Below are 18,400 nucleotides of genomic sequence, written 5' to 3'. Positions count from 1 at the left end.
TCAGTGTGTATCTGCTTGCTGCCGGCGCTTTCGCCGACCCGTGGCGAAAGGCTAAGCTAGAGACTGCAGCCAGATGGAACGGGCTGTCCATTTACCTGCTTGCCCCCTGGAACTGTCATGCGCGGTCGTCTCTTATCACTCGTTTCCTGCCTGATGCTCGGCACCCTCGGCATCACCTCTGTAGACGCAGCCAACCTGGCGCAACAGCGTCAGTACTACGATGCCGCCAAGCGCGCCCTGGCCAAGGGCGACAGCGGGCCTTATCGCCAGTACGCCAGTGCGCTACGCGACTACCCCTTGACGCCCTACCTGGCCTACGACGACCTGACCAACCGTCTGAAGTCGGCGAGCAACGCCGAGGTGGAGAAATTCCTCGCCGAACATGGCGACCTGCCCCAGGCTAGCTGGATGAAACTGCGCTGGTTGCGTCTGCTGGCCGAGCGCGGCGACTGGAAGCCCTTCCTCGCCCATTACGATCCCAAGCTCAACTTCACCGAACTACACTGCCTGTACGGCCAGTACCAGCTCAGCCATGGCCTGAATGCCGAGGGCAATGCCACAGCCGAGAAGCTCTGGCTGGTGGGCAAGTCGCAGCCCGACGCCTGCGACCCGTTGTTCGAGCGCTGGGCTGCCAATGGCCAGTTGACCGAACAACGTCGCTGGCAGCGCACCAAACTGGCGGTGGAGGTCGGCAACTACGGCCTGGCCAACTACCTGGTCAAGGGCCTGACGACCCTTGGCGCGCGCGGCAAGCTGCTGCTGGAAGTGGCGCAGAAACCGCAGATCCTCAAGCAGTCGGACCGTTTCACCCCGGCCGACGAGGCCATGGCCGATGTCGTGGGCCTGGGTCTGCGCCGCCTGGCCCGGCAGAACCCAGAAGACGCCCTGAGCCTGCTCGACAGCTACGCCCGGCGCATGAACTTCTCCCAGGACGAACAGGTGGCCATCGCCCGCCAGATCGGCCTGACCCTGGCACGTCGCTTCGACCCGCGTGGGCTCGCGGTGATGGCCAAGTACGATCCGCAGTTGCGTGATGACACCGTCAGCGAATGGCGTGCGCGCCTGTTGCTGCGTAGTGGTCGCTGGGATGAGGCTTACCAGTTGACCCAACGCATGCCGGCGGAGCTGGCCAGCAGCAATCGCTGGCGCTACTGGGCCGCGCGCAGCCTGCAACTGGCCCAGCCCGACAGCCACCAACCGGCCGTGCTGTTCCAGGCCCTGGCCAAGGAGCGCGACTTCTACGGTTTCATGGCCGCCGATCAGGTCAAGGCCCCCTACAGCCTGAACAACCAGCCGCTGGCGCTCGACCCCAAGGTGGTGCAGAAGGTGCGTAACACCGCCGGCATCAAGCGCGCCCTGGAATTCCACGCCCGCGGGCAGATCGTCGATGGTCGCCGCGAGTGGTATCACGTCAGCCGCCTGTTCAGCCGTGACGAACTGGTGGCCCAGGCGCGCCTGGCCTATGAGATGGGCTGGTACTTCCCGGCCATCCGCACCATCAGCCAGGCGCAATACTGGGACGACCTGGAGGTGCGCTTCCCCATGGCGCACCGTGACGAGCTGGTGCGTGAGGCGCAGCGGCGCGACCTGCATTCGAGCTGGGTGTTCGCCATCACCCGCCAGGAAAGCGCCTTCATGGCCGACGCCCGCTCCCATGCCGGCGCCATGGGGCTGATGCAACTGATGCCGACCACCGCCAAGGAAACCGCGCGCAAGTTCAGCATCCCCCTGGCCTCGCCACGCCAGGCGCTCGACCCGGACGTCAACATCCAGCTAGGGGCGGCTTATCTGAGCCAGGTCTACAGCCAGTTCAACGGCAACCGCGTGCTCGCCTCCGCCGCCTACAACGCCGGCCCCGGCCGCGTGCGTCAGTGGCTGCGCGGAGCCGATCACCTGAGTTACGACGTGTGGGTGGAGAACATCCCGTTCGACGAAACCCGCCAGTACGTGCAGAACGTGCTGTCTTACTCGGTGATCTACGGCAAGAAACTGGGCAACCCGCAGCCGTTGGTGGCCTGGCATGAGCGGTATTTCGATGATCAGTGAGTGTTGCGGGGATATCTCTGCACCATAAAAAACGCCGCGACTCCTCTCGGAATCGCGGCGTTTTTATGGTTATTCGCAGGGGCTGGGGGAATCGGTATTGAGACCAGACTGGCAAGTTTGTGTTGGCTTGTTGCTTGTTCGGGTGCTTGTTCCGAATTGCCGCGTTTTTGTTGAAAGTTTTGGTTTCGCCCTCCCGGGCGAGTCACTTTTGTAGGGCAAAAGTAACCAAAACCCTCCGCCCGGTCATCCGGCCCTCGCTACGCGAGGGTTCGCTCACTCCATCGTCGCTCCAGAGGCCCGCCACGGTGGGCCATCCCTGGCCCATCGCGGCTCTCGCGACATCCATGTCGCTCAACCTCTTCCACGACGATTGCGTTCGCCCTCCTGGGCGGGCTCTGCACGCGCCTGAACCCTAGGTAACCCAGAATTAGCGTGGAGTGCTTGAACATGGGTCAGCCTTAGGGCTGACCTGAATGCCGGCTGAAAGCCGGCAAGCTATCCGGGCGAATGAAACTATTGGTTTAATTCGACGGCCACATCGCGACTTCACAGCTACCAGAATACGCCGGGCACACCATGGAATTTCGGTTCGTTCAGGCGCGCGAATGTCCCCTTCAGGAGGGTGAGTGGAATCGTTGCGTAGAGGGGCGAGCGGCATGGATGCCGCGAGATACCGATGGCGGCCCCGCTTAAAGGGCCAGGGATGGCCCTTGTAAGCCGACCCCAGAGCGGTGCCGGAGTGAGGGAAGTCGAGCGAAGCATGACGGGGACGCCTAGTTCCGAATGGCGGGGGTGCGTTTCTTTTGCTTACTTTTCTTTGCGCTGGGCGGCAATCCGAGTTCAAAGAAAAGTGAGTCGCCCGAGGGGGCGAAACCCGGAATATCTGGACACACCCAAGGCGGCGTCCAGAACTCCAACACAAGCCAACACAAAAACTTGCCAGCCCAGTATCAAAATGCTTGAAGAACAAGCCCCGTTTTAAAGACCGCTGCTGAGCCCGGTATCCTCGGCCGCGCCGACGATCACGTTCATGCATTGTACGGCCGCGCCAGCAGCACCCTTGCCGAGGTTGTCCAGGCGCGCCACCAGGGTCACCCGCTCGGCATTGCCGAAGACGAACAGGTCAGCCCGGTTGCTGTCGTTGCAGCCCTGCACGTCGAAGAAGCCTTCATCCAGGTTCTCGGCCCCTTCCAGCGGCATCACGCGGATAAAGCGCTCGCCGGCATAGTGGCGCTGCAGCGCCTCGTGCAGTTGTTGCGGCGTGGTGCCGGGGGCCAGACGATCCAGATGCAGCGGCACGGTCACCGCCAGGCCCTTGAGGAAGTCGCCGACGATGGGGCTGAACACCGGGGCCTGGGCAATGCCGGTCTGCACGCGCATTTCCGGCAGGTGCTTGTGCGCCTGGGGCATGGCGTAGGGGCGCGGGCTCTTCAGGCGGGCGTCGCCGCCGGCTTCGTACTGGGCGATCATGGATTTGCCGCCACCGCTGTAGCCGGTCAGGGAGAAGGCACTGAGCGGGTAATCCTTCGGCAGCAAGCCGGCATCCACCAACGGACGCACCAGCAGGATGAAGGCCGTGGCATGGCAACCGGGGTTGGCGATGCGCTTGCTGGCGCGGATCGCCTCGCGCTGGCCAGCAGCCAGCTCCGGCAGGCCATAGGTCCAGCCAGTGTCGGTACGGAAGGCCGTGCTGGCGTCGATGATGCAGGTGTCGGGGTTGTTCACCAGGCTCACCGCCTCACGCGAAGCGGCATCCGGCAGGCAGAGGAAGGCCACGTCGGCGGCATTGAGCAGGCGTGCGCGCTCGGCGCTGTCCTTGCGCTTGGCCTCGTCGATGCGCAGCAGCTCGATGTCCGGGCGACCGGCCAGGTAATCCAGCAGACGCAGGCCGGTGGTGCCTTCCTGACCGTCGACGAAAACTTTGAACGACATGACATGACCTCTCGACAGGGGCCGGACCGTAACCGGCCTGAAACAGTGGACGAAACAGCGGGGCCATAGTGTCGGTCATGCGCGCGCTCACGTCACGCGCTTCGACGACATCAGACCCTCACTGCTGCCGTACGCGCACGCTGGCGGTCATCCCAGCACTGAGCTGGACGTCCTCGGGCAAGGCATCGAAACGGATGCGCACCGGAATGCGCTGCGCCAGGCGCACCCAGTTGAAGGTCGGCTCGACATTGGCCAGCAATTGGCCGTCCGGGCTGGAATTGCGGTCGGTGATGCCACGGCTGATGCTGTCCACCGTGCCGCGTAGGGGCTGATCGCCGCCCATCAGCCAGACCTCCACCGGTGCCCCAACGCGGATGCGCGGCAGCTTGGTTTCCTCGAAATAGGCCTGCACGTAGAACGAGGCCTCGTCCACCAGGGCCAGCACCGGCTCGCCTGCGCGCACGTAGTTGCCTTCGGCCAGTTGCAGATTGGTCACCTGGCCGGCACGCGGCGCACGCACCTCGCTGCGCTGCACGTCCAGCTCGGCCAGCTTCACCGCGGCCTGTGCCTGCTGATATTGACCACGGGCGATCTCGGCGTTGATCTGAGCGTTTTCACGCAGCTCGGCGCTGATCGCCTGCGGCCCCAGGCGATCACGCCGCACCGCTTCGTGCTCACGCAGTCGCAGTTGTTGACGCCGCGTCTCAGCCACGGCCCGGGCCTGCTCCAGGGCGGCCTGATAGCGTTCACGATCCAGGCTCATCAACAGTTCCCCAGCCGCCACCTGCTGGTTGTCATGCACCTTCAGCTCACGCACCCAGCCGGACAGATCAGGGGCAATGGTGACCACATCGGCACGGATGCGGGCATCGCGCGTCCAGGGTGAATACAGGTAGTACTGCCACAGCCAGGTACCGGCGAGAATCGCCACGACCACCAGGCTCAAGGTAATGCCGACACGCAGGACGGAACGCATGCCTTTCTCCTCGCTCAATGTCCAAGCACGGCCACCACGGCCGCCAATACGCAGACGTACAAGGCGCAGTCGAACAGCGCCTCATGCCAGATCCAACGGGCCACCCCGACACGCTGCAGCCCCAGGCGCAGCAAGCCGGTCAACAACAGCGCCAACAGTGCATACAGCAGCAGCGGGCTGAGCAACACACCACCCAAGACCCATTCACGCAAGCCCATCGACCTTCTCCTGTAATTGACACCAGCGCCGCCAACCGGCCTGCAATTGCAGCAGCGCCGCTTCGGCCAGACGCCGGTCGATGCTCGACGGCGCCGCCCGCAGAGCCTGCAGCAGCGCCTCAGTTGGGATATCGAGCCCCTCTTCGCGCTGCGCCGCCGGTCCCTGCAGCAGTTGCCGGCGCAACTCATTGAGAAAGCGCTCCTCGGCTTGCCCCAGGGAGCGATCCCCGGCGGCCAGACAGGCCCGCAGGTGCAGCAGTTCGTCACCCAGGTCCAGGCCGGCAATGCCATCATCCCAACGGCTGCGCGTCTGGCTGGGTAACGCCGGGTAATGGCGCGCCAGCAACATCAGGCGATCGGCCATGCGCCCACCGAACCAGCTTTCGGCACCGAGCAGTGGCTGTCGGGTCAGACGCGCCAGATCGCGCAAGGTTGCCTGCAACAGGCGACGGCCATGCCAGCGCGGGCTGCGCAGGCCGATCAGGTTGAAAGCCAGCACCGCGCAAGCGACGCCGATAAGCATGGCCTGGGCTTCGTTGAAGAAGAAAGCCAGGTCGTAGTTCATGTCGTTCTGTGGAGCGCAAAGCACGATGAAATGCAGGCAGAAGGAGGTTGCCGTCGCTCCCAGCGCCGGCTTGGCCATACCCAGCGCGCCAAAGAACAGCGGCACGCCGAGAGCCAGGCAGAGCATGACGAAGCCATTGAGCTGGGGCAGCAGAATCTGCCCGACGAAGAAGGCCACCGGCAGCGCATAGAAGATGCCGCGTAGGAACAGCAAGCCGATCTGCGCCGCATTCTCGCGACTGGCGAACAGGCTGCAGACCACGCTGGCCAGCAGCATCGCGCCGCTGGCGGCAGGCCAGGCGGTGGCCATCCAGAACACCGCCAGCGCCAGGAAGGCCAGTGCGCTACGGCTACCGTAGAGCAGCGCGCTCTGCCAGTCGCTGTGCCAGGACAGGGCTGGCGGCAGGCTGCCACGCACCTCGCCCTGCTCCACCGCCAGCAGCGAGCCTGCGGCGGTTTCCAGGCGCAGCACGAGCAGCGCGAGGCGTTCCAGACAACGCCTCTGCGCCGCGCTCAGCCCCTCGTCCTCGGCCACTTCGCGCATCTGCTGCGCCAACGTGGCGCAGCACTGGCCCGGCGCCTCGGCCAGGCAGTCGCGCACACGCTGCATCCAGGGTGCGAGCAGCAGACTCTCGGCCCCGTCGAGCTGCCGCCACTGCCGCCCGACGCCACGTGCCAGGCGCAGCAGGCCGAGCAGGTCACGACTGAGCAGGCGCAAGGCGGCGGCGCGCTGACGGCCGCGCTGGCCCTCGAACCAGGCATGTTCGCGCTGGGCATCCACCGCCACCATGCGCCCCAGTACATCCAGCAGCCCCTGGCGCGCCATGGCCTCGCCCGCCAGCGCCTGGCTCGCCGCCCCGACCCCGGCCTGCCACAGGCTGCGCGCCTGCTGGGCCAGTTGCCGCTCCACACGCTGCGGCCAGAGCACGGCACTGACCACCGTGGCGCAGAGGATGCCCAGGGCGATTTCGGTGCCGCGCGCGACGGCCTGGTCGAATACCGTCAACGGATGGCTGATGGCCGGCAGACCGATGATCGCCACCGTGTAACCAGCCAGCACGAAGGCGTAGCTCCAGGCACTGCGCAGCATGGTCGACGCTGCCGTGCACAGGCCCATCCACAGCGCCACGGCCAACAGGAACAACCAGGGCGCCTGGGCGAACAGAGCCATCATCAACACCGACATGCTCGCCCCGATCAGGGTGCCGAGCAGCCGCGCCAGGCCCTTCTGCACCACCATACCGGACAGCGGCTGGGCAACGATGAAGGCCGTCATCAAGGCCCACTGCGGCTGCTCCAGACCAAAACGGAACGCGCACCACAAGGCCAGGCCGCCGGCCAGCAGGGTCTTGATGGCGAACTGTAGGGCCTGCACGCTGGGTGCAAAGAAGGCCGATAGGGCTTCACGCATGGGCTTGGGCTGTGGGGTCAGGACAGAAGCAGCATAGACATTGGCACGGGCGAACGGCCAAACGCGACAATTATTAGCCTGCTATCTAATTTTCGTCCAGTGCTGATCTTGTGGAGACAGCGTTCAGTCGTCTGGGATCATCGGTTTGTTTTTTATTTGGAACATGAACCAGAACTGCTTGCTGACACCGGACTGGCAAGTTTGTGTGTTGGTTGTTCTTGTGTCTGTTCCGAATTGCCGCGTTTTTGTTGATGTCTCTGGTTTCGCCCTCCCGGGCGAGTCACTTTTGTAGGGCAAAAGTAACCAAAACCCTCCGCCCGGTCATCCGGCCCTGGCTGCGCGAGGGTTCGCTCACTCCATCGCCGTTCCAGAGGCCCGCCGCGAAGGGCCATCCCTGGCCCATCGCGGCTCTCGCGGCATCCATGCCGCTCAACCTCTTCCACGACGATTTCGTTCGCCCTCCTGGGCGGGCTCTGCACGCGCCTGAGCCTGCGGTAACCCAGAAGTAGCACGGAGTGCTTGAACATGGGTCAGCCTTAGGGCTGACCTGAATGCCGGCTGCAAGCCGGCAAGCGATCCAAGCGCATGAAACTGCGCGAATGAAAGTTTTGGTTTAACTCGACGACCCAACCGCGGCTTCACAATCACTAGAGCACGCCGAGCAACCTATGGAATGCCCACTCGTTCAGGCGTGCGAATGCCCCCTTCAGGAGGCCGAACGTAGGCATTGCGCAGGGGGCGAGCGGCATGGATGCCGCGAGATACCGATGGCGGCCCCGCGTAATGGGCCAGGGATGGCCCATTACGCCGCCCCCGGAGCAGTGCCGGAGTGAGGGAAGTCGAGCGAAGCATGACGGGGACGCCTAGTTCCGGATGGCGGGGGTGCGTTTCTTTTGCTTACTTTTCTTTGCGCTGGGCGGCAATCCGATTTCAAAGAAAAGTGAGTCGCCCGAGGGGGCGAAACAGGGAGTTTCTGCACACGCCGCAGCGGCGTTCAGAACACCAGTAAGCCAACACACAAACTTGCCAGTCCGATTTCAAGCCCGAATCCCCCATCCGCCGGCAAAAAAGCCAAAAAAAAGGGCGACCGAAGTCGCCCAAATTGCCTTGCGTGCCCAGTGAACTGGAAGGATCAGCTCTGCTTGCGCTTGTGCGCATCCTTCCAGATGAAATAACCAACGCCCCCGAAGAACGCGACCATCAGAAGAACGGTGCCGACTCCGGCGAGAACCACTGTATCGACGAACATGGCTGCCTCCTGTTGTGCCTGTCTGTCTGGGATGGCTTCACGTTAACAGCGCTGGCGCCACGGAAATTGATCTGGATCAATGCTCACCCGGCCCCTGCTCGCAAGGCGCGTACGATACTGATCCAGGTCAAGAAATGAGGGGGGGGGGCGAAGGCGAACGCGGCGGATGCCGCGTCAGGAAGGGAACACGTGTGGACTTTCAACGCTTCTTGGGCTTGCCCTTGGGCTTTTTCTTGCCCTTGCCCAGCGGCAATACCTGCTCGAATACCTGGCGCATTTCGTTGAGGCGCTTGTCGTTGAGGTCGTGAATGCGCTTGTCGCGCTCAGCGGCGAAGTCGATCAGCTTGTCGTCATGGCTCATAGCGGAAACCGGATCAGGCGAAAGGTCAGATTCAGGCGTGGCGCACAGGCTTGGCGCGTCTTTGCCACTTGATGCTGCCAATGATGCTGGGTCGGCCCGCGCATGACCAGTAGCGAGCCGTGAGTCAAGGTCAGCGAATGTTCGATACGTGTGCTGCCCACCCGGCGCAGGTCGAAGCGCCGGCTGCCGCCCAGGTTCAGCGAAACGATCACCGGGTTGCGGCCCAGTTCGGCCTCGGCATCGCTGTGCCAGCCCATGGAGTCCTGGCCATCGCGATAGTAGTTGAGCAGCACGGCGTTGAGTCGTTGCCCCACTTCACGCTCGACACGCTGGCGAATCTCGGCCAGCAAGGGCGTCCAGGGCAAGGGTTGATGGATAATGCCCGAATAGCGATAGCGCGCCTCGGGCTCGCCGTACCAGGCCGTCAGCCGTGGCACGCGGTGATAGCGGCCATGGATGAACAGCTCCGGCTGCTGCCAGGGCGTCTGTTCGACCAGAGTGTCGAGCCAGGAATCGGCCAACGCGGCATCGACCCAGCCGGGCAGATAATCCAGCTCGGCATCGGCCAGCGGCGGAAGGATATCGTCGAACAACACGTCGAAAACCTGTTCAGAAAGCACGCAATGGAAATCGCTCAGACCTCCACGTCCACCCACAGCCCTTGCCTGGGCAGATCGCCAAGCGCCTGCTCGACCTCCTCCGGCTCCGCCTCGGCCAGTTGCTCGGCGCTGTAGCCGCGCCGCTGCCTGCGCCGCTGCTCTTCGCGCAGCAACTCCTCGGTTTCCTGCGGGTGGCGTTTGTCCAGGGTCAGGGCGTTCTCCTGCGCACCCGGCTCGGCTGGCGTCACTGGCGGAATCTCGGGCCTGGGCTTGACCACGTCCTGCGTGGCAGTGACCGGCACCAGGGCATGGGGAATAGGCGGTAGCACGTTGCAGCACCTCCTCTGATCAGGCTGTCGGCCCCGCCGGGCGCGACTTTAACCGGCGCTCACGGAAAATTCGACCGATCAGCCCACCGATAGTGCCATAGCCGCTTTGGCCTTGGCGCGGCATCCGTTACCATAGCCGGCTTTTTCACGCGGGAGACAGGCATGGCGCAGTATCAACCGGGGCAACGCTGGATCAGTGACAGCGAGGCGGAATTGGGGCTTGGAACCATCCTCACCGAGGACGGCCGTCTGCTCACCGTGCTCTACCCGGCCACCGGCGAAACGCGTCAGTACGCTACCCGCAACGCGCCGCTGACCCGCGTGCGCTTCGCCCCCGGCGACGAGATCACCCACTTCGAGGGCTGGAAGCTCGCCGTGCAGGAGGTGGAGGATGTCGACGGTCTGCTGGTCTACCACGGCCTCGATGCCCAGCATAAGCCGGTCAGCATGCCGGAAACCCAACTATCGAACTTCATCCAGTTCCGCCTGGCCAGCGACCGCCTGTTCGCCGGACAGATCGACCCGCTGGCCTGGTTCGCCCTGCGTTATCACAGCCTGGAGCACAACAGCCGCCTGCTGCAATCCTCGCTCTGGGGCCTGGGCGGAGCGCGCGCGCAACCCATCGCGCACCAGTTGCACATCGCCCGCAGCGTGGCCGACCGTATCGCCCCGCGCGTACTGCTGGCCGACGAAGTGGGCCTGGGCAAGACCATCGAAGCCGGCCTGGTGATCCACCGCCAACTGCTTTCCGGGCGTGCCAGCCGGGTACTGATCCTGGTGCCGGAAAACCTGCAGCACCAATGGCTGGTGGAAATGCGCCGACGCTTCAACCTCGACGTGGCGCTGTTCGACGCCGAGCGTTTCATGGAAAGCGACGCCAGCAACCCCTTCGAGGATTGCCAACTGGCGCTGGTCGCCCTGGAGTGGCTGAAGGACGACGAGAAAGCCCAGGACGCCCTGTTCGCCGCCGGCTGGGATCTCTTGGTAGTGGACGAAGCCCACCACCTGGTCTGGCACCCGGAACAAGCCAGCGCCGAATACGCGCTGGTCGAGCAACTGGCCGAGGTCATCCCCGGCGTGCTGCTGCTCACCGCCACGCCCGAACAGCTCGGCCAGGACAGCCACTTCGCCCGCCTGCGCCTGCTCGACCCCAACCGCTTCCACGATGTCGAGGCCTTCCGCGCCGAAAGCAGCCAGTACCGCCCGGTGGCCGAAGCAGTGCAGGAGCTGCTCGACCATGGCAGCCTCAGCGCCCAGGCACGCGATGCCATCGGCGGCTTCCTCGGCGATGAGGGCCGCGAACTACTGGACGCCATCGACGCCGGTGATGAAGACGCCCGCGCGCGCCTGGTGCGCGAGCTGCTCGACCGCCATGGCACCGGCCGCCTGCTGTTCCGCAACACCCGTGCGGCGGTGCAGGGCTTCCCCGAGCGCGAACTGCACCCCTACCCGCTGCCCTGCCCGGTGGAATACCTGGAGCTACCCATCGGCGAGCACGCCGAGCTGTATCCGGAAGTCAGCTACCAGGCGCAGGAAGAGGTGGACGAAGAGCAGCGCTGGTGGCGCTTCGACCCGCGTGTCGAGTGGCTGATTGACACCCTGAAGATGCTCAAGAAGTTCAAGGTGCTGGTGATCTGCGCCCATGCCGAGACCGCCCTGGATCTGGAAGACGCCCTGCGCGTGCGCTCCGGCATTCCGGCCACGGTGTTCCACGAAGGCATGAGCATTCTCGAACGCGACCGCGCCGCCGCCTACTTCGCCGACGAAGAATTCGGCGCGCAGGTGCTGATCTGCTCGGAGATCGGCTCCGAGGGCCGCAACTTCCAGTTCGCTCACCATCTGGTGCTGTTCGACCTGCCGGCCCACCCGGATCTGCTCGAACAACGCATCGGCCGCCTCGACCGCATCGGCCAGAAGCACAAGATCCAGTTGCACGTGCCGTACCTGGAAACCAGCCCGCAAGAGCGCCTGTTCCAGTGGTATCACCAGGCCCTGAACGCCTTCCTCGCCACCTGCCCCACCGGCAACGCCCTGCAGCACCAGTTCGGCCCGCGCCTGCTGCCACTGCTCGAAGGCGCCGGCGGCGACCAATGGCAGGCCCTGATCGACGAAGCCCGCGCCGAGCGTGTGCGCCTGGAAGGCGAACTGCATAACGGTCGTGACCGCCTGCTGGAGCTGAACTCCGGCGGCGCCGGTGAAGGCGAGGCACTGGTGGAGGCCATCCTCGAACAGGACGACCAGTACACCCTGCCGATCTATATGGAAGAGCTGTTCAACGCCTTCGGCATCGACAGCGAAGACCACTCCGACAACGCCCTGATCCTGCGCCCCAGCGAGAAGATGCTGGACGCCAGCTTCCCGCTGGGCGACGACGAGGCGGTGACCATCACCTACGACCGCGAACAGGCCCTGGCCCGCGAGGACATGCAGTTCATCACCTGGGAACACCCTATGGTGCAGGGCGGCATGGATCTGGTGCTGTCCGGCTCGATGGGCAACACCGCCGTGGCGCTGATCAAGAACAAGGCGCTCAAGCCCGGCACCGTGCTGCTGGAGCTGCTCTACGTCAGCGAAGTGGTAGCGCCACGCAAGCTGCAACTGGGTCGCTTCCTGCCGCCAGCCGCGCTGCGCTGCCTGCTCGATGCCAACGGCAACGACCTGGCGGCAAAAGTCGGCTTCGAGACGCTCAACGACCAGTTGGAAAGCGTGCCGCGCGCCAGCGCCAACAAGTTCATCCAGGCGCAGCGCGACGTGCTGAGCAAGCAGATCGCTGCCGCCGAGGCGAAGATCATGCCGCGCCACGTCGAGCGTGTCACTGAAGCCAAGCGCCGCCTGAGCGCTGAGCTGGATGAAGAACTGGCGCGTATGGTCGCCCTGCAAGCGGTCAATCCCAGCGTGCGTGACAGCGAGATCGCCGCATTACGCGAGCAGCGCGAACAAGGCCTGGCCATGTTCGACAAGGCCGCCTTGCGCCTGGAAGCGATTCGCGTACTGGTCGCCGGCTGACGCTGAACGCGGTGGGTGCAGCTCACCCACCGCGCGGCGGCACGATACGCCACTCGCTTTGGCGCCCCTCGCATTGGCAACCGCACGGCCACTGGCCATAGTTGCGCCATTCTAATAACGAAGGGGTCTTGTCATGCGTTGGTTGCTGCTCGGTCTGGCGGGTGCTGCGGTCTTTCTCTACGGCCGAATCAGCGGCGATGCACAACTGAGCCTGCTGTCCAAGGGCATTCCGGTAATCGTCCTGCTGCTCTGGCTACGCCAGGCGCCAGCTAGCACCTACCGGCGCTGGATCAGCATTGGCCTGCTGTTTTCCCTGGTGGGCGACATCCTGCTGGACTGGCCTGGCGATCTGTTCGTGTTCGGCCTCGGTGCCTTTCTCCTCGCTCATCTGGCCTACCTGCGCGCCTACTGCTCCGACAGTCGTCGTCCGGCTCTGCCTGCCCTGCTGCTGGCACTGGTTGCCGGTGGCGCGATGTTCACCGTGCTGGCCAGCAGCGGCCTGGGCGAACTGCTGATTCCGGTGGCCTGCTATGCCACGGCGATCTGCCTGATGCTCTGGCGCGCCCTGGCCCGCCTCGGCCACCCTGACCTGCAACCGCGCTCCACCTGGCTCGCTGCGGGCGGCGCGGCGCTGTTCGTGCTGTCCGACAGCCTCATCGGCATCGACCGCTTCGTCGTCAGCTTCGACGCCGCCCCCTACGCCATCATCCTCACCTACTGGCTCGGCCAGTGGGGCATCACGGCCTCGGCCTTCGAGCGTCAGAACGCCTGAGACAGGCGGCGAAGGTTTCCACTTGCAATCGCATAAACCTGTGGGAGCGAATTCATAGCGAATATCGCGGATAAATCCGCGCCTACAGAAGCGTGCCATCCGCGGTGAAGGTAAAAGGATTGCCCTGCACTTGCAGCTTGTAGCCTGGGGCTTGCGGCCGTCTTTTTGCTAAAATGCCGGCCTTTTCCGCTACCCGTTGTCATTGCCGTGAGCCAAGAACCCGACCGCCTGTTCGCCCAGCCCCTGGCCGAAGTGCCCGATTTCGTCTTCAACGAGGATGTGGTGCGGGTCTTCCCCGACATGATCAAGCGCTCGGTGCCCGGCTACCCCACCATAGTCGAGAACATCGGCGTGCTCGCCGGCCAGTTCGCCCAGCCACACACCCGGCTGTATGACCTCGGCGCCTCGCTCGGTGCGGTGACCCAGGCCCTGCGCCGCCATGTGCGCGCCGATGGCTGTCAGGTGATCGCAGTGGACAACTCGCCGGCCATGGTCAAACGCTGCCGCGAGTACCTGCACGCGCAGGACGCCATGTTCCAGGAGCTGCTGCCGGTGCAGGTGATCGAGGCCGACATTCTCGCCCTCGAGTTGCAGCCCGCCTCGCTGGTGACACTGAACTTCACCCTGCAATTCATCCCGCCAGAGCGCCGTCTGGAACTGCTCACGCGTATCCGCCAAGCCCTGTTACCGGGCGGCGCGCTGATCCTCTCGGAAAAACTGCGCTTCGAGGACGCCGCCGAGCACGAGCTGCTCACCGAGCTGCACCTGGCCTTCAAGCGCGCCAACGGCTACAGCGAACTGGAAATCGCCCAGAAGCGCAGCGCCATCGAGAAGGTGATGCTGCCCGACAGCCTCGAGCAGCATCGCGAACGGCTATTGGCTGCCGGTTTCAGCAAGGTGCTGCCCTGGTTCCAGTGCCTGAACTTCGCCTCGCTGGTGGCCCTGCCATGATGCGCGACCTGGATCTCGACGCCCTGCAGGCGCAACTGGCTGGCACTCCGCTGCAGGAGTGGGCAGCCGATCTGCCCGGCCAGCTCGACGCCAAACTGGCCATCGGCCACGGCGACCTGGCGCGCTGGTACGGCGCAGTGCAGGCGCTGCCGCCACTGCCGGTGAGCGAAGTGGAACTGGCCCAGCGCTTTGCCTTTGGCGGTGCCTGCGACGAGACCACACGTGTCCAGTTGAAGACCGCCCTGCAGGGCTTGATTCCCTGGCGCAAGGGGCCGTTCGAGCTGTTCGGCGTGCATGTCGACACCGAATGGCGCTCGGACTGGAAATGGCAGCGCGTCGCCCCGCATCTGGAGCTGGCCGGTAAGCGCATCCTCGATGTCGGCTGCGGCAACGGCTACTACATGTGGCGCATGCTCGGTGCAGGCGCCGACAGCGTGGTCGGTATCGACCCCAACTGGCTGTTCCTCTGCCAGTTCCTGGCGATGAAGCGCTACCTGGCGGATCAACCGGTCTGGCACCTGCCGTTGGCCTTCGAGGAACTGCCAGCCAAGCTGCAGGGCTTCGACACGGTGTTCTCCATGGGCGTGCTGTACCACCGCCGCTCGCCCATCGACCACCTGCTCGACCTCAAGGACGCCCTGGTCAAAGGCGGCAAACTGGTGCTGGAAACCCTGGTAGTGGAAGGCGATGCCGAACAGGTACTGGTGCCCGAGGATCGCTACGCGCAGATGCGCAACGTCTGGTTCCTGCCCTCGGTGCCGGCGCTGGAGCGCTGGCTGCGCCGCGCCGGCTTCGAGGACGTGCGCTGCGTCGACGTCAGCACCACCTCGGTGGAAGAACAGCGCGCCACCGAGTGGATGCGCTTCCAGTCGCTGCCCGAATTCCTCGACCCAGCCGACCACAGCCGCACCGTCGAAGGCCTGCCGGCGCCGACCCGCGCCGTACTGATCGCACGCAAGCCGTAGGGCGAAGCTCGTAGGGCGAACCGGGACGCCGGCCGCTCGTAGCGCCAGCGAACAATCTGCCGGGCCATGCCGGGTTCGGCACCACAACCAACGCCCAACACTCCAACGGCGTACTGCTTCGCAAACGGATCGCTACCCGCTACGCCCTACGCACTCGGCCTCAATATTTGCCGCGTAACCACCGTGCCCGCCGCTGGGCGATCAACCGCAGCGGCTCGCCAGCGCCCTGCTCTACCACGCCACGGGCACTGCCCAGGCGAATCCGCCCCTCAATGTCCTGCGCCAACAGACGGCGCATACGCCGACGCCAGAACCAGGCGCCAACCCAGTCGACGATGGCATTCTGCAGATCCAGCGGCCACATGGCGGGCATGTAGAACTCGGGCATGGGCGGACGGGGCTTGTCGCAACGATTAGAACCTTTCATCACCTTTCCTCCTGTCGCTGCCGGCTCGTGCCGGGCTTGCGATGAGGATGAAACGCGCCTATCGTTTAAACAAACGACAAATTTAAAACCAATGATTAAGAAAAATTTAACTTCATGAATGCTATAGCACCCACGCCCCTGCCGCTGCTGGAAAGCGATGTACTGCGCACCTTTGTCGCCATCGCCGACAGCGGCAGCTTCACCCGCACCGCCGCCCAGGTGTTTCGCAGCACGGCAGCCGTCAGCCTGCAGATCAAGCGTCTGGAGGAAACCCTCGGCCAGCGTCTGTTCACCCGCGAAGCCAGGCGCGTGCAACTGACTGCCGAGGGCGAACTGCTGCTGGGCTACGCCAGGCGCCTGCTCAAGCTCAACGAGGAGGCCGTCGCGCGCTTTCTGACGCCGACCTTGAGCGGCCGCGTGCGCTTCGGCACGCCGAACGATATCGGCGACCGCGTGCTGCCCGGCGTATTGACCCTGTTCGCCCACAGCCACCCCGCGGTAGAGGTGGAGGTCAACGTCGGGCGCAGCGTGGATCTGGTGGCGAAGCTGGATGCCGGCGAGCTGGATCTGACCCTGATCAACGCCGGCTGCGATGGCCTGGACGACTCGCGCGGCGAAGTCATCTATTCCGAGGAACTGGTCTGGGCGGGGCGTGACGGCGGCCTGGCACTGCAGCGCTCGCCTTTGCCGTTGGCGCTGGCCAACCCGGGTTGTCCCTGGCGGCGAATGGCGCTCGACGCGCTGGATCGCCAGGGTCTGAGCTACCGAATTGCCTATTCCTGCGAGCAGTGCGCCGGCCAGGAGGCAGCGATGACCGCCGACCTGGCCATCGCCCCCTTCCCGCGCAACCTGGTCAAACCGCCGCTACGCCGACTCGGTACGGAACAGGGTTTGCCACCGCTGGGTGAGTACCATATCAAGCTGATTCGCGGTCACCAGCTCAACGAGGCTATCGAGGCACTCGCCAGACAGATGGTTCAGGCGTTCGCGCAAGGCTGAGTAGGGTGCCCTGTGCGCGCCGGTAAATACCGCGGAATCTGCCCGGTGCGCACGGCGCACCCTACGAGAGGCCGCCCGACAGGGCACCGAGCGACGGCATAACGCCCCTCCCCTTCCTGCGTTCAGCCGCGATTGGCCGCCGCGACGATCAGCGCTTTCATCTCCGCCACCGCCTGCTTGAAGCCGACGAACAGGGCATGGGAGACCAGCGCGTGGCCGATGTTCAGCTCATTGATGCCCATGATCGCCGCCACAGCCTCGACATTGTGATAGTGCAGGCCATGGCCGGCGTTGACGATCAGGCCATGGTTCAAGCCGCAGATGACGCCATCGCGGATGCGCGCCAGCTCCTGGGCCGCCTCCTCTGCCGTGTGGGCATCGGCGTAGCGCCCGGTGTGCAGCTCGATGGCCGGCGCGCCGACGCGCATGGCCGCCTCGATCTGCCGTTCCTCGGCGTCGATGAACAGCGACACCTCGCACCCCGCCAGCGACAGGCGCTCCACGGCGGCGGCGATGCGCGCCTCCTGCCCGGCCACGTCCAGGCCGCCTTCGGTGGTCAGCTCCTGGCGGGTTTCCGGCACCAGGCAGACATGTGCCGGGCGAATCTGCTCGGCGAAACCGAGCATGAAATCGGTGACGCCCATCTCGAAGTTCATTCGCGTCTGCAACACGTCGGCCAGCACCCGCACGTCGCGATCCTGAATGTGCCGGCGGTCTTCGCGCAGGTGCACGGTGATGCCGTCGGCCCCCGCCTCTTCGGCGTCCAGCGCAGCCTTGACCGGATCGGGGTAGCGCGTGCCACGCGCCTGGCGCAAGGTGGCAACGTGATCGATGTTGACACCTAGCAGAATACGATTGGCCTCAGTCACGCTTGGGCTCCTTGAGCGTCATGAAAAGTTCGCGGCTGACCAGCGGTCTGCCACCAAGATGGGGGGCCAGCGCCTGGCGCATCAGGCGCTTGGCGGCGGCCAGGGCGCCTGGCGTCTGCCAGTCGGCCTCGGCCATGGCCAGCAGCTCGCGCCCTTGGAATACTCCAGGCTGCAATTGCAACACCGGCACCAGGCCGAGATCCTGCTGCCAGCGATACAGGCCGGCGGGATCGATGGGCTGATCGTGCTGGTCGCGATCCAGGGCGAAACCATAGCCCAAGTCATCCAGCAAGCGCCATTCAAACGCACGCAGCAAGGGCTCCAGCGGCCGCCCGGCGGCCAGCGCCTGCAGGGTCAGGGCGTAATGTTCGAGCATCACAGGGTGCGGATCTTCGGCCGGCAGCAGGCGGATCAGCAGCTCATTGAGGTAGAGGCCGGAAAACAGCGCCTCGCCGCTCAGCAGCAACGGGATGCCGGTGCTTTCCAGACGGCCAACGGTCTTCAGCTCGCCACGCCCGCGCAGCTCCAGTTCCAGCGGCGCGAATGGCCGGGCGATGCTGCCCACCTTGCCGCGCGCGGCACGCAGTACCGCCCGTACCCGCCCCTGAGCGGTGAAGAAGTCCACCAGGGCGCTGCTTTCCTTGTAGGGGCGGCTATGCAAGACATAAGCGGCAAGCTGCACGTTGCAAGCCTCAAGCAAGAGCGGGCTTGCAGCTTGTGGCCTGC

The 18,400-nt window shown here is 64.8% G+C and carries 17 protein-coding genes; 6 read left to right on the top strand and 11 right to left on the bottom strand.

Going from position 1 to position 18,400, the window contains the following annotated elements; all coding sequences use genetic code 11:
- Positions 1-117 precede the first annotated feature (117 nt).
- Positions 118-2,046, top strand: a complete 1,929-nt coding sequence (locus OU800_RS09135; RefSeq protein WP_268183089.1) for a transglycosylase SLT domain-containing protein — start codon at positions 118-120, stop codon at positions 2,044-2,046.
- Between the two features lie 978 nt (positions 2,047-3,024).
- On the opposite strand, the gene argC is transcribed toward OU800_RS09135, so the two are convergent.
- The 8 genes from argC to OU800_RS09100 all read right to left on the bottom strand — a co-directional run bounded on the left by argC (position 3,025) and on the right by OU800_RS09100 (position 9,685).
- A complete protein-coding gene (gene argC / locus OU800_RS09130) occupies positions 3,025-3,978 on the bottom strand; it encodes an N-acetyl-gamma-glutamyl-phosphate reductase (RefSeq protein WP_268183086.1) in 954 nt (317 codons plus the stop codon).
- Positions 3,979-4,096: 118 nt separating this feature from the next.
- Positions 4,097-4,954 carry an efflux RND transporter periplasmic adaptor subunit gene (locus OU800_RS09125; RefSeq protein ID WP_268183083.1) on the bottom strand — a complete coding sequence of 286 codons (858 nt, stop codon included), beginning with the start codon at positions 4,952-4,954 and terminating at the stop codon, positions 4,097-4,099.
- 14 nt (positions 4,955-4,968) lie between these two features.
- Positions 4,969-5,172, bottom strand: coding sequence for a DUF1656 domain-containing protein (locus OU800_RS09120; protein WP_268183081.1), 204 nt, complete (start codon positions 5,170-5,172; stop codon positions 4,969-4,971).
- Complete coding sequence (locus OU800_RS09115; protein WP_268183078.1) at positions 5,159-7,147, bottom strand: FUSC family protein; 1,989 nt, start codon at positions 7,145-7,147, stop codon at positions 5,159-5,161. Before OU800_RS09115 ends, OU800_RS09120 begins: the two co-directional genes overlap by 14 nt.
- A gap of 1,132 nt (positions 7,148-8,279) precedes the next feature.
- Positions 8,280-8,396: a cytochrome c oxidase subunit CcoM gene (ccoM, locus tag OU800_RS24125; RefSeq protein WP_017361612.1), complete on the bottom strand. Its 117-nt coding sequence runs from the start codon at positions 8,394-8,396 to the stop codon at positions 8,280-8,282.
- Between the two features lie 199 nt (positions 8,397-8,595).
- Positions 8,596-8,757, bottom strand: coding sequence for a hypothetical protein (locus OU800_RS09110; RefSeq protein ID WP_268183076.1), 162 nt, complete (start codon positions 8,755-8,757; stop codon positions 8,596-8,598).
- The gene (locus OU800_RS09105; protein ID WP_268183074.1) at positions 8,754-9,353 is read right to left on the bottom strand and encodes an alpha-ketoglutarate-dependent dioxygenase AlkB family protein; all 600 of its coding nucleotides are present in this window, start codon (positions 9,351-9,353) and stop codon (positions 8,754-8,756) included. Before OU800_RS09105 ends, OU800_RS09110 begins: the two co-directional genes overlap by 4 nt.
- 38 nt (positions 9,354-9,391) lie before the next feature.
- On the bottom strand, positions 9,392-9,685 hold the full coding sequence (locus OU800_RS09100; protein WP_268183072.1) for an aspartate-semialdehyde dehydrogenase: 294 nt from the start codon (positions 9,683-9,685) through the stop codon (positions 9,392-9,394).
- Between the two features lie 162 nt (positions 9,686-9,847).
- Here OU800_RS09100 and rapA point away from each other — a divergent pair, with 162 nt between their 5' ends.
- The 4 genes from rapA (at position 9,848) to cmoB (ending at position 15,379) form a co-directional block, all read left to right on the top strand.
- Complete coding sequence (rapA, locus tag OU800_RS09095; RefSeq protein WP_268183069.1) at positions 9,848-12,691, top strand: RNA polymerase-associated protein RapA; 2,844 nt, start codon at positions 9,848-9,850, stop codon at positions 12,689-12,691.
- Between the two features lie 133 nt (positions 12,692-12,824).
- Positions 12,825-13,463 carry a lysoplasmalogenase gene (locus tag OU800_RS09090; protein WP_268183067.1) on the top strand — a complete coding sequence of 213 codons (639 nt, stop codon included), beginning with the start codon at positions 12,825-12,827 and terminating at the stop codon, positions 13,461-13,463.
- A 207-nt stretch (positions 13,464-13,670) separates the two neighbouring features.
- On the top strand, positions 13,671-14,414 hold the full coding sequence (gene cmoA, locus OU800_RS09085) for a carboxy-S-adenosyl-L-methionine synthase CmoA (protein WP_268183064.1): 744 nt from the start codon (positions 13,671-13,673) through the stop codon (positions 14,412-14,414).
- Positions 14,411-15,379, top strand: coding sequence for a tRNA 5-methoxyuridine(34)/uridine 5-oxyacetic acid(34) synthase CmoB (gene cmoB / locus OU800_RS09080; RefSeq protein WP_268183062.1), 969 nt, complete (start codon positions 14,411-14,413; stop codon positions 15,377-15,379). Before cmoA ends, cmoB begins: the two co-directional genes overlap by 4 nt.
- Positions 15,380-15,539: 160 nt before the next feature.
- On the opposite strand, the gene OU800_RS09075 is transcribed toward cmoB, so the two are convergent.
- Complete coding sequence (locus OU800_RS09075; RefSeq protein WP_268183061.1) at positions 15,540-15,806, bottom strand: hypothetical protein; 267 nt, start codon at positions 15,804-15,806, stop codon at positions 15,540-15,542.
- 114 nt (positions 15,807-15,920) lie between these two features.
- Here OU800_RS09075 and OU800_RS09070 point away from each other — a divergent pair, with 114 nt between their 5' ends.
- A complete protein-coding gene (locus tag OU800_RS09070; RefSeq protein WP_268183060.1) occupies positions 15,921-16,805 on the top strand; it encodes a LysR substrate-binding domain-containing protein in 885 nt (294 codons plus the stop codon).
- Between the two features lie 122 nt (positions 16,806-16,927).
- On the opposite strand, the gene pdxJ is transcribed toward OU800_RS09070, so the two are convergent.
- Entirely contained in the window at positions 16,928-17,674 is a 747-nt protein-coding gene (pdxJ, locus tag OU800_RS09065) for a pyridoxine 5'-phosphate synthase (protein WP_268183057.1), read from the bottom strand.
- The gene (recO, locus tag OU800_RS09060) at positions 17,667-18,356 is read right to left on the bottom strand and encodes a DNA repair protein RecO (RefSeq protein ID WP_268183056.1); all 690 of its coding nucleotides are present in this window, start codon (positions 18,354-18,356) and stop codon (positions 17,667-17,669) included. Before recO ends, pdxJ begins: the two co-directional genes overlap by 8 nt.
- Positions 18,357-18,400: the final 44 nt, after the last annotated feature.

The sequence above is a fragment of the Pseudomonas sp. GOM7 genome (assembly GCF_026723825.1).
In the GTDB taxonomy this organism is placed as follows: Bacteria; Pseudomonadota; Gammaproteobacteria; order Pseudomonadales; family Pseudomonadaceae; genus Aquipseudomonas.
Note: the sequence above shows the minus strand (reverse complement) of the source record. Positions and strands in the feature narration are given on the sequence as shown.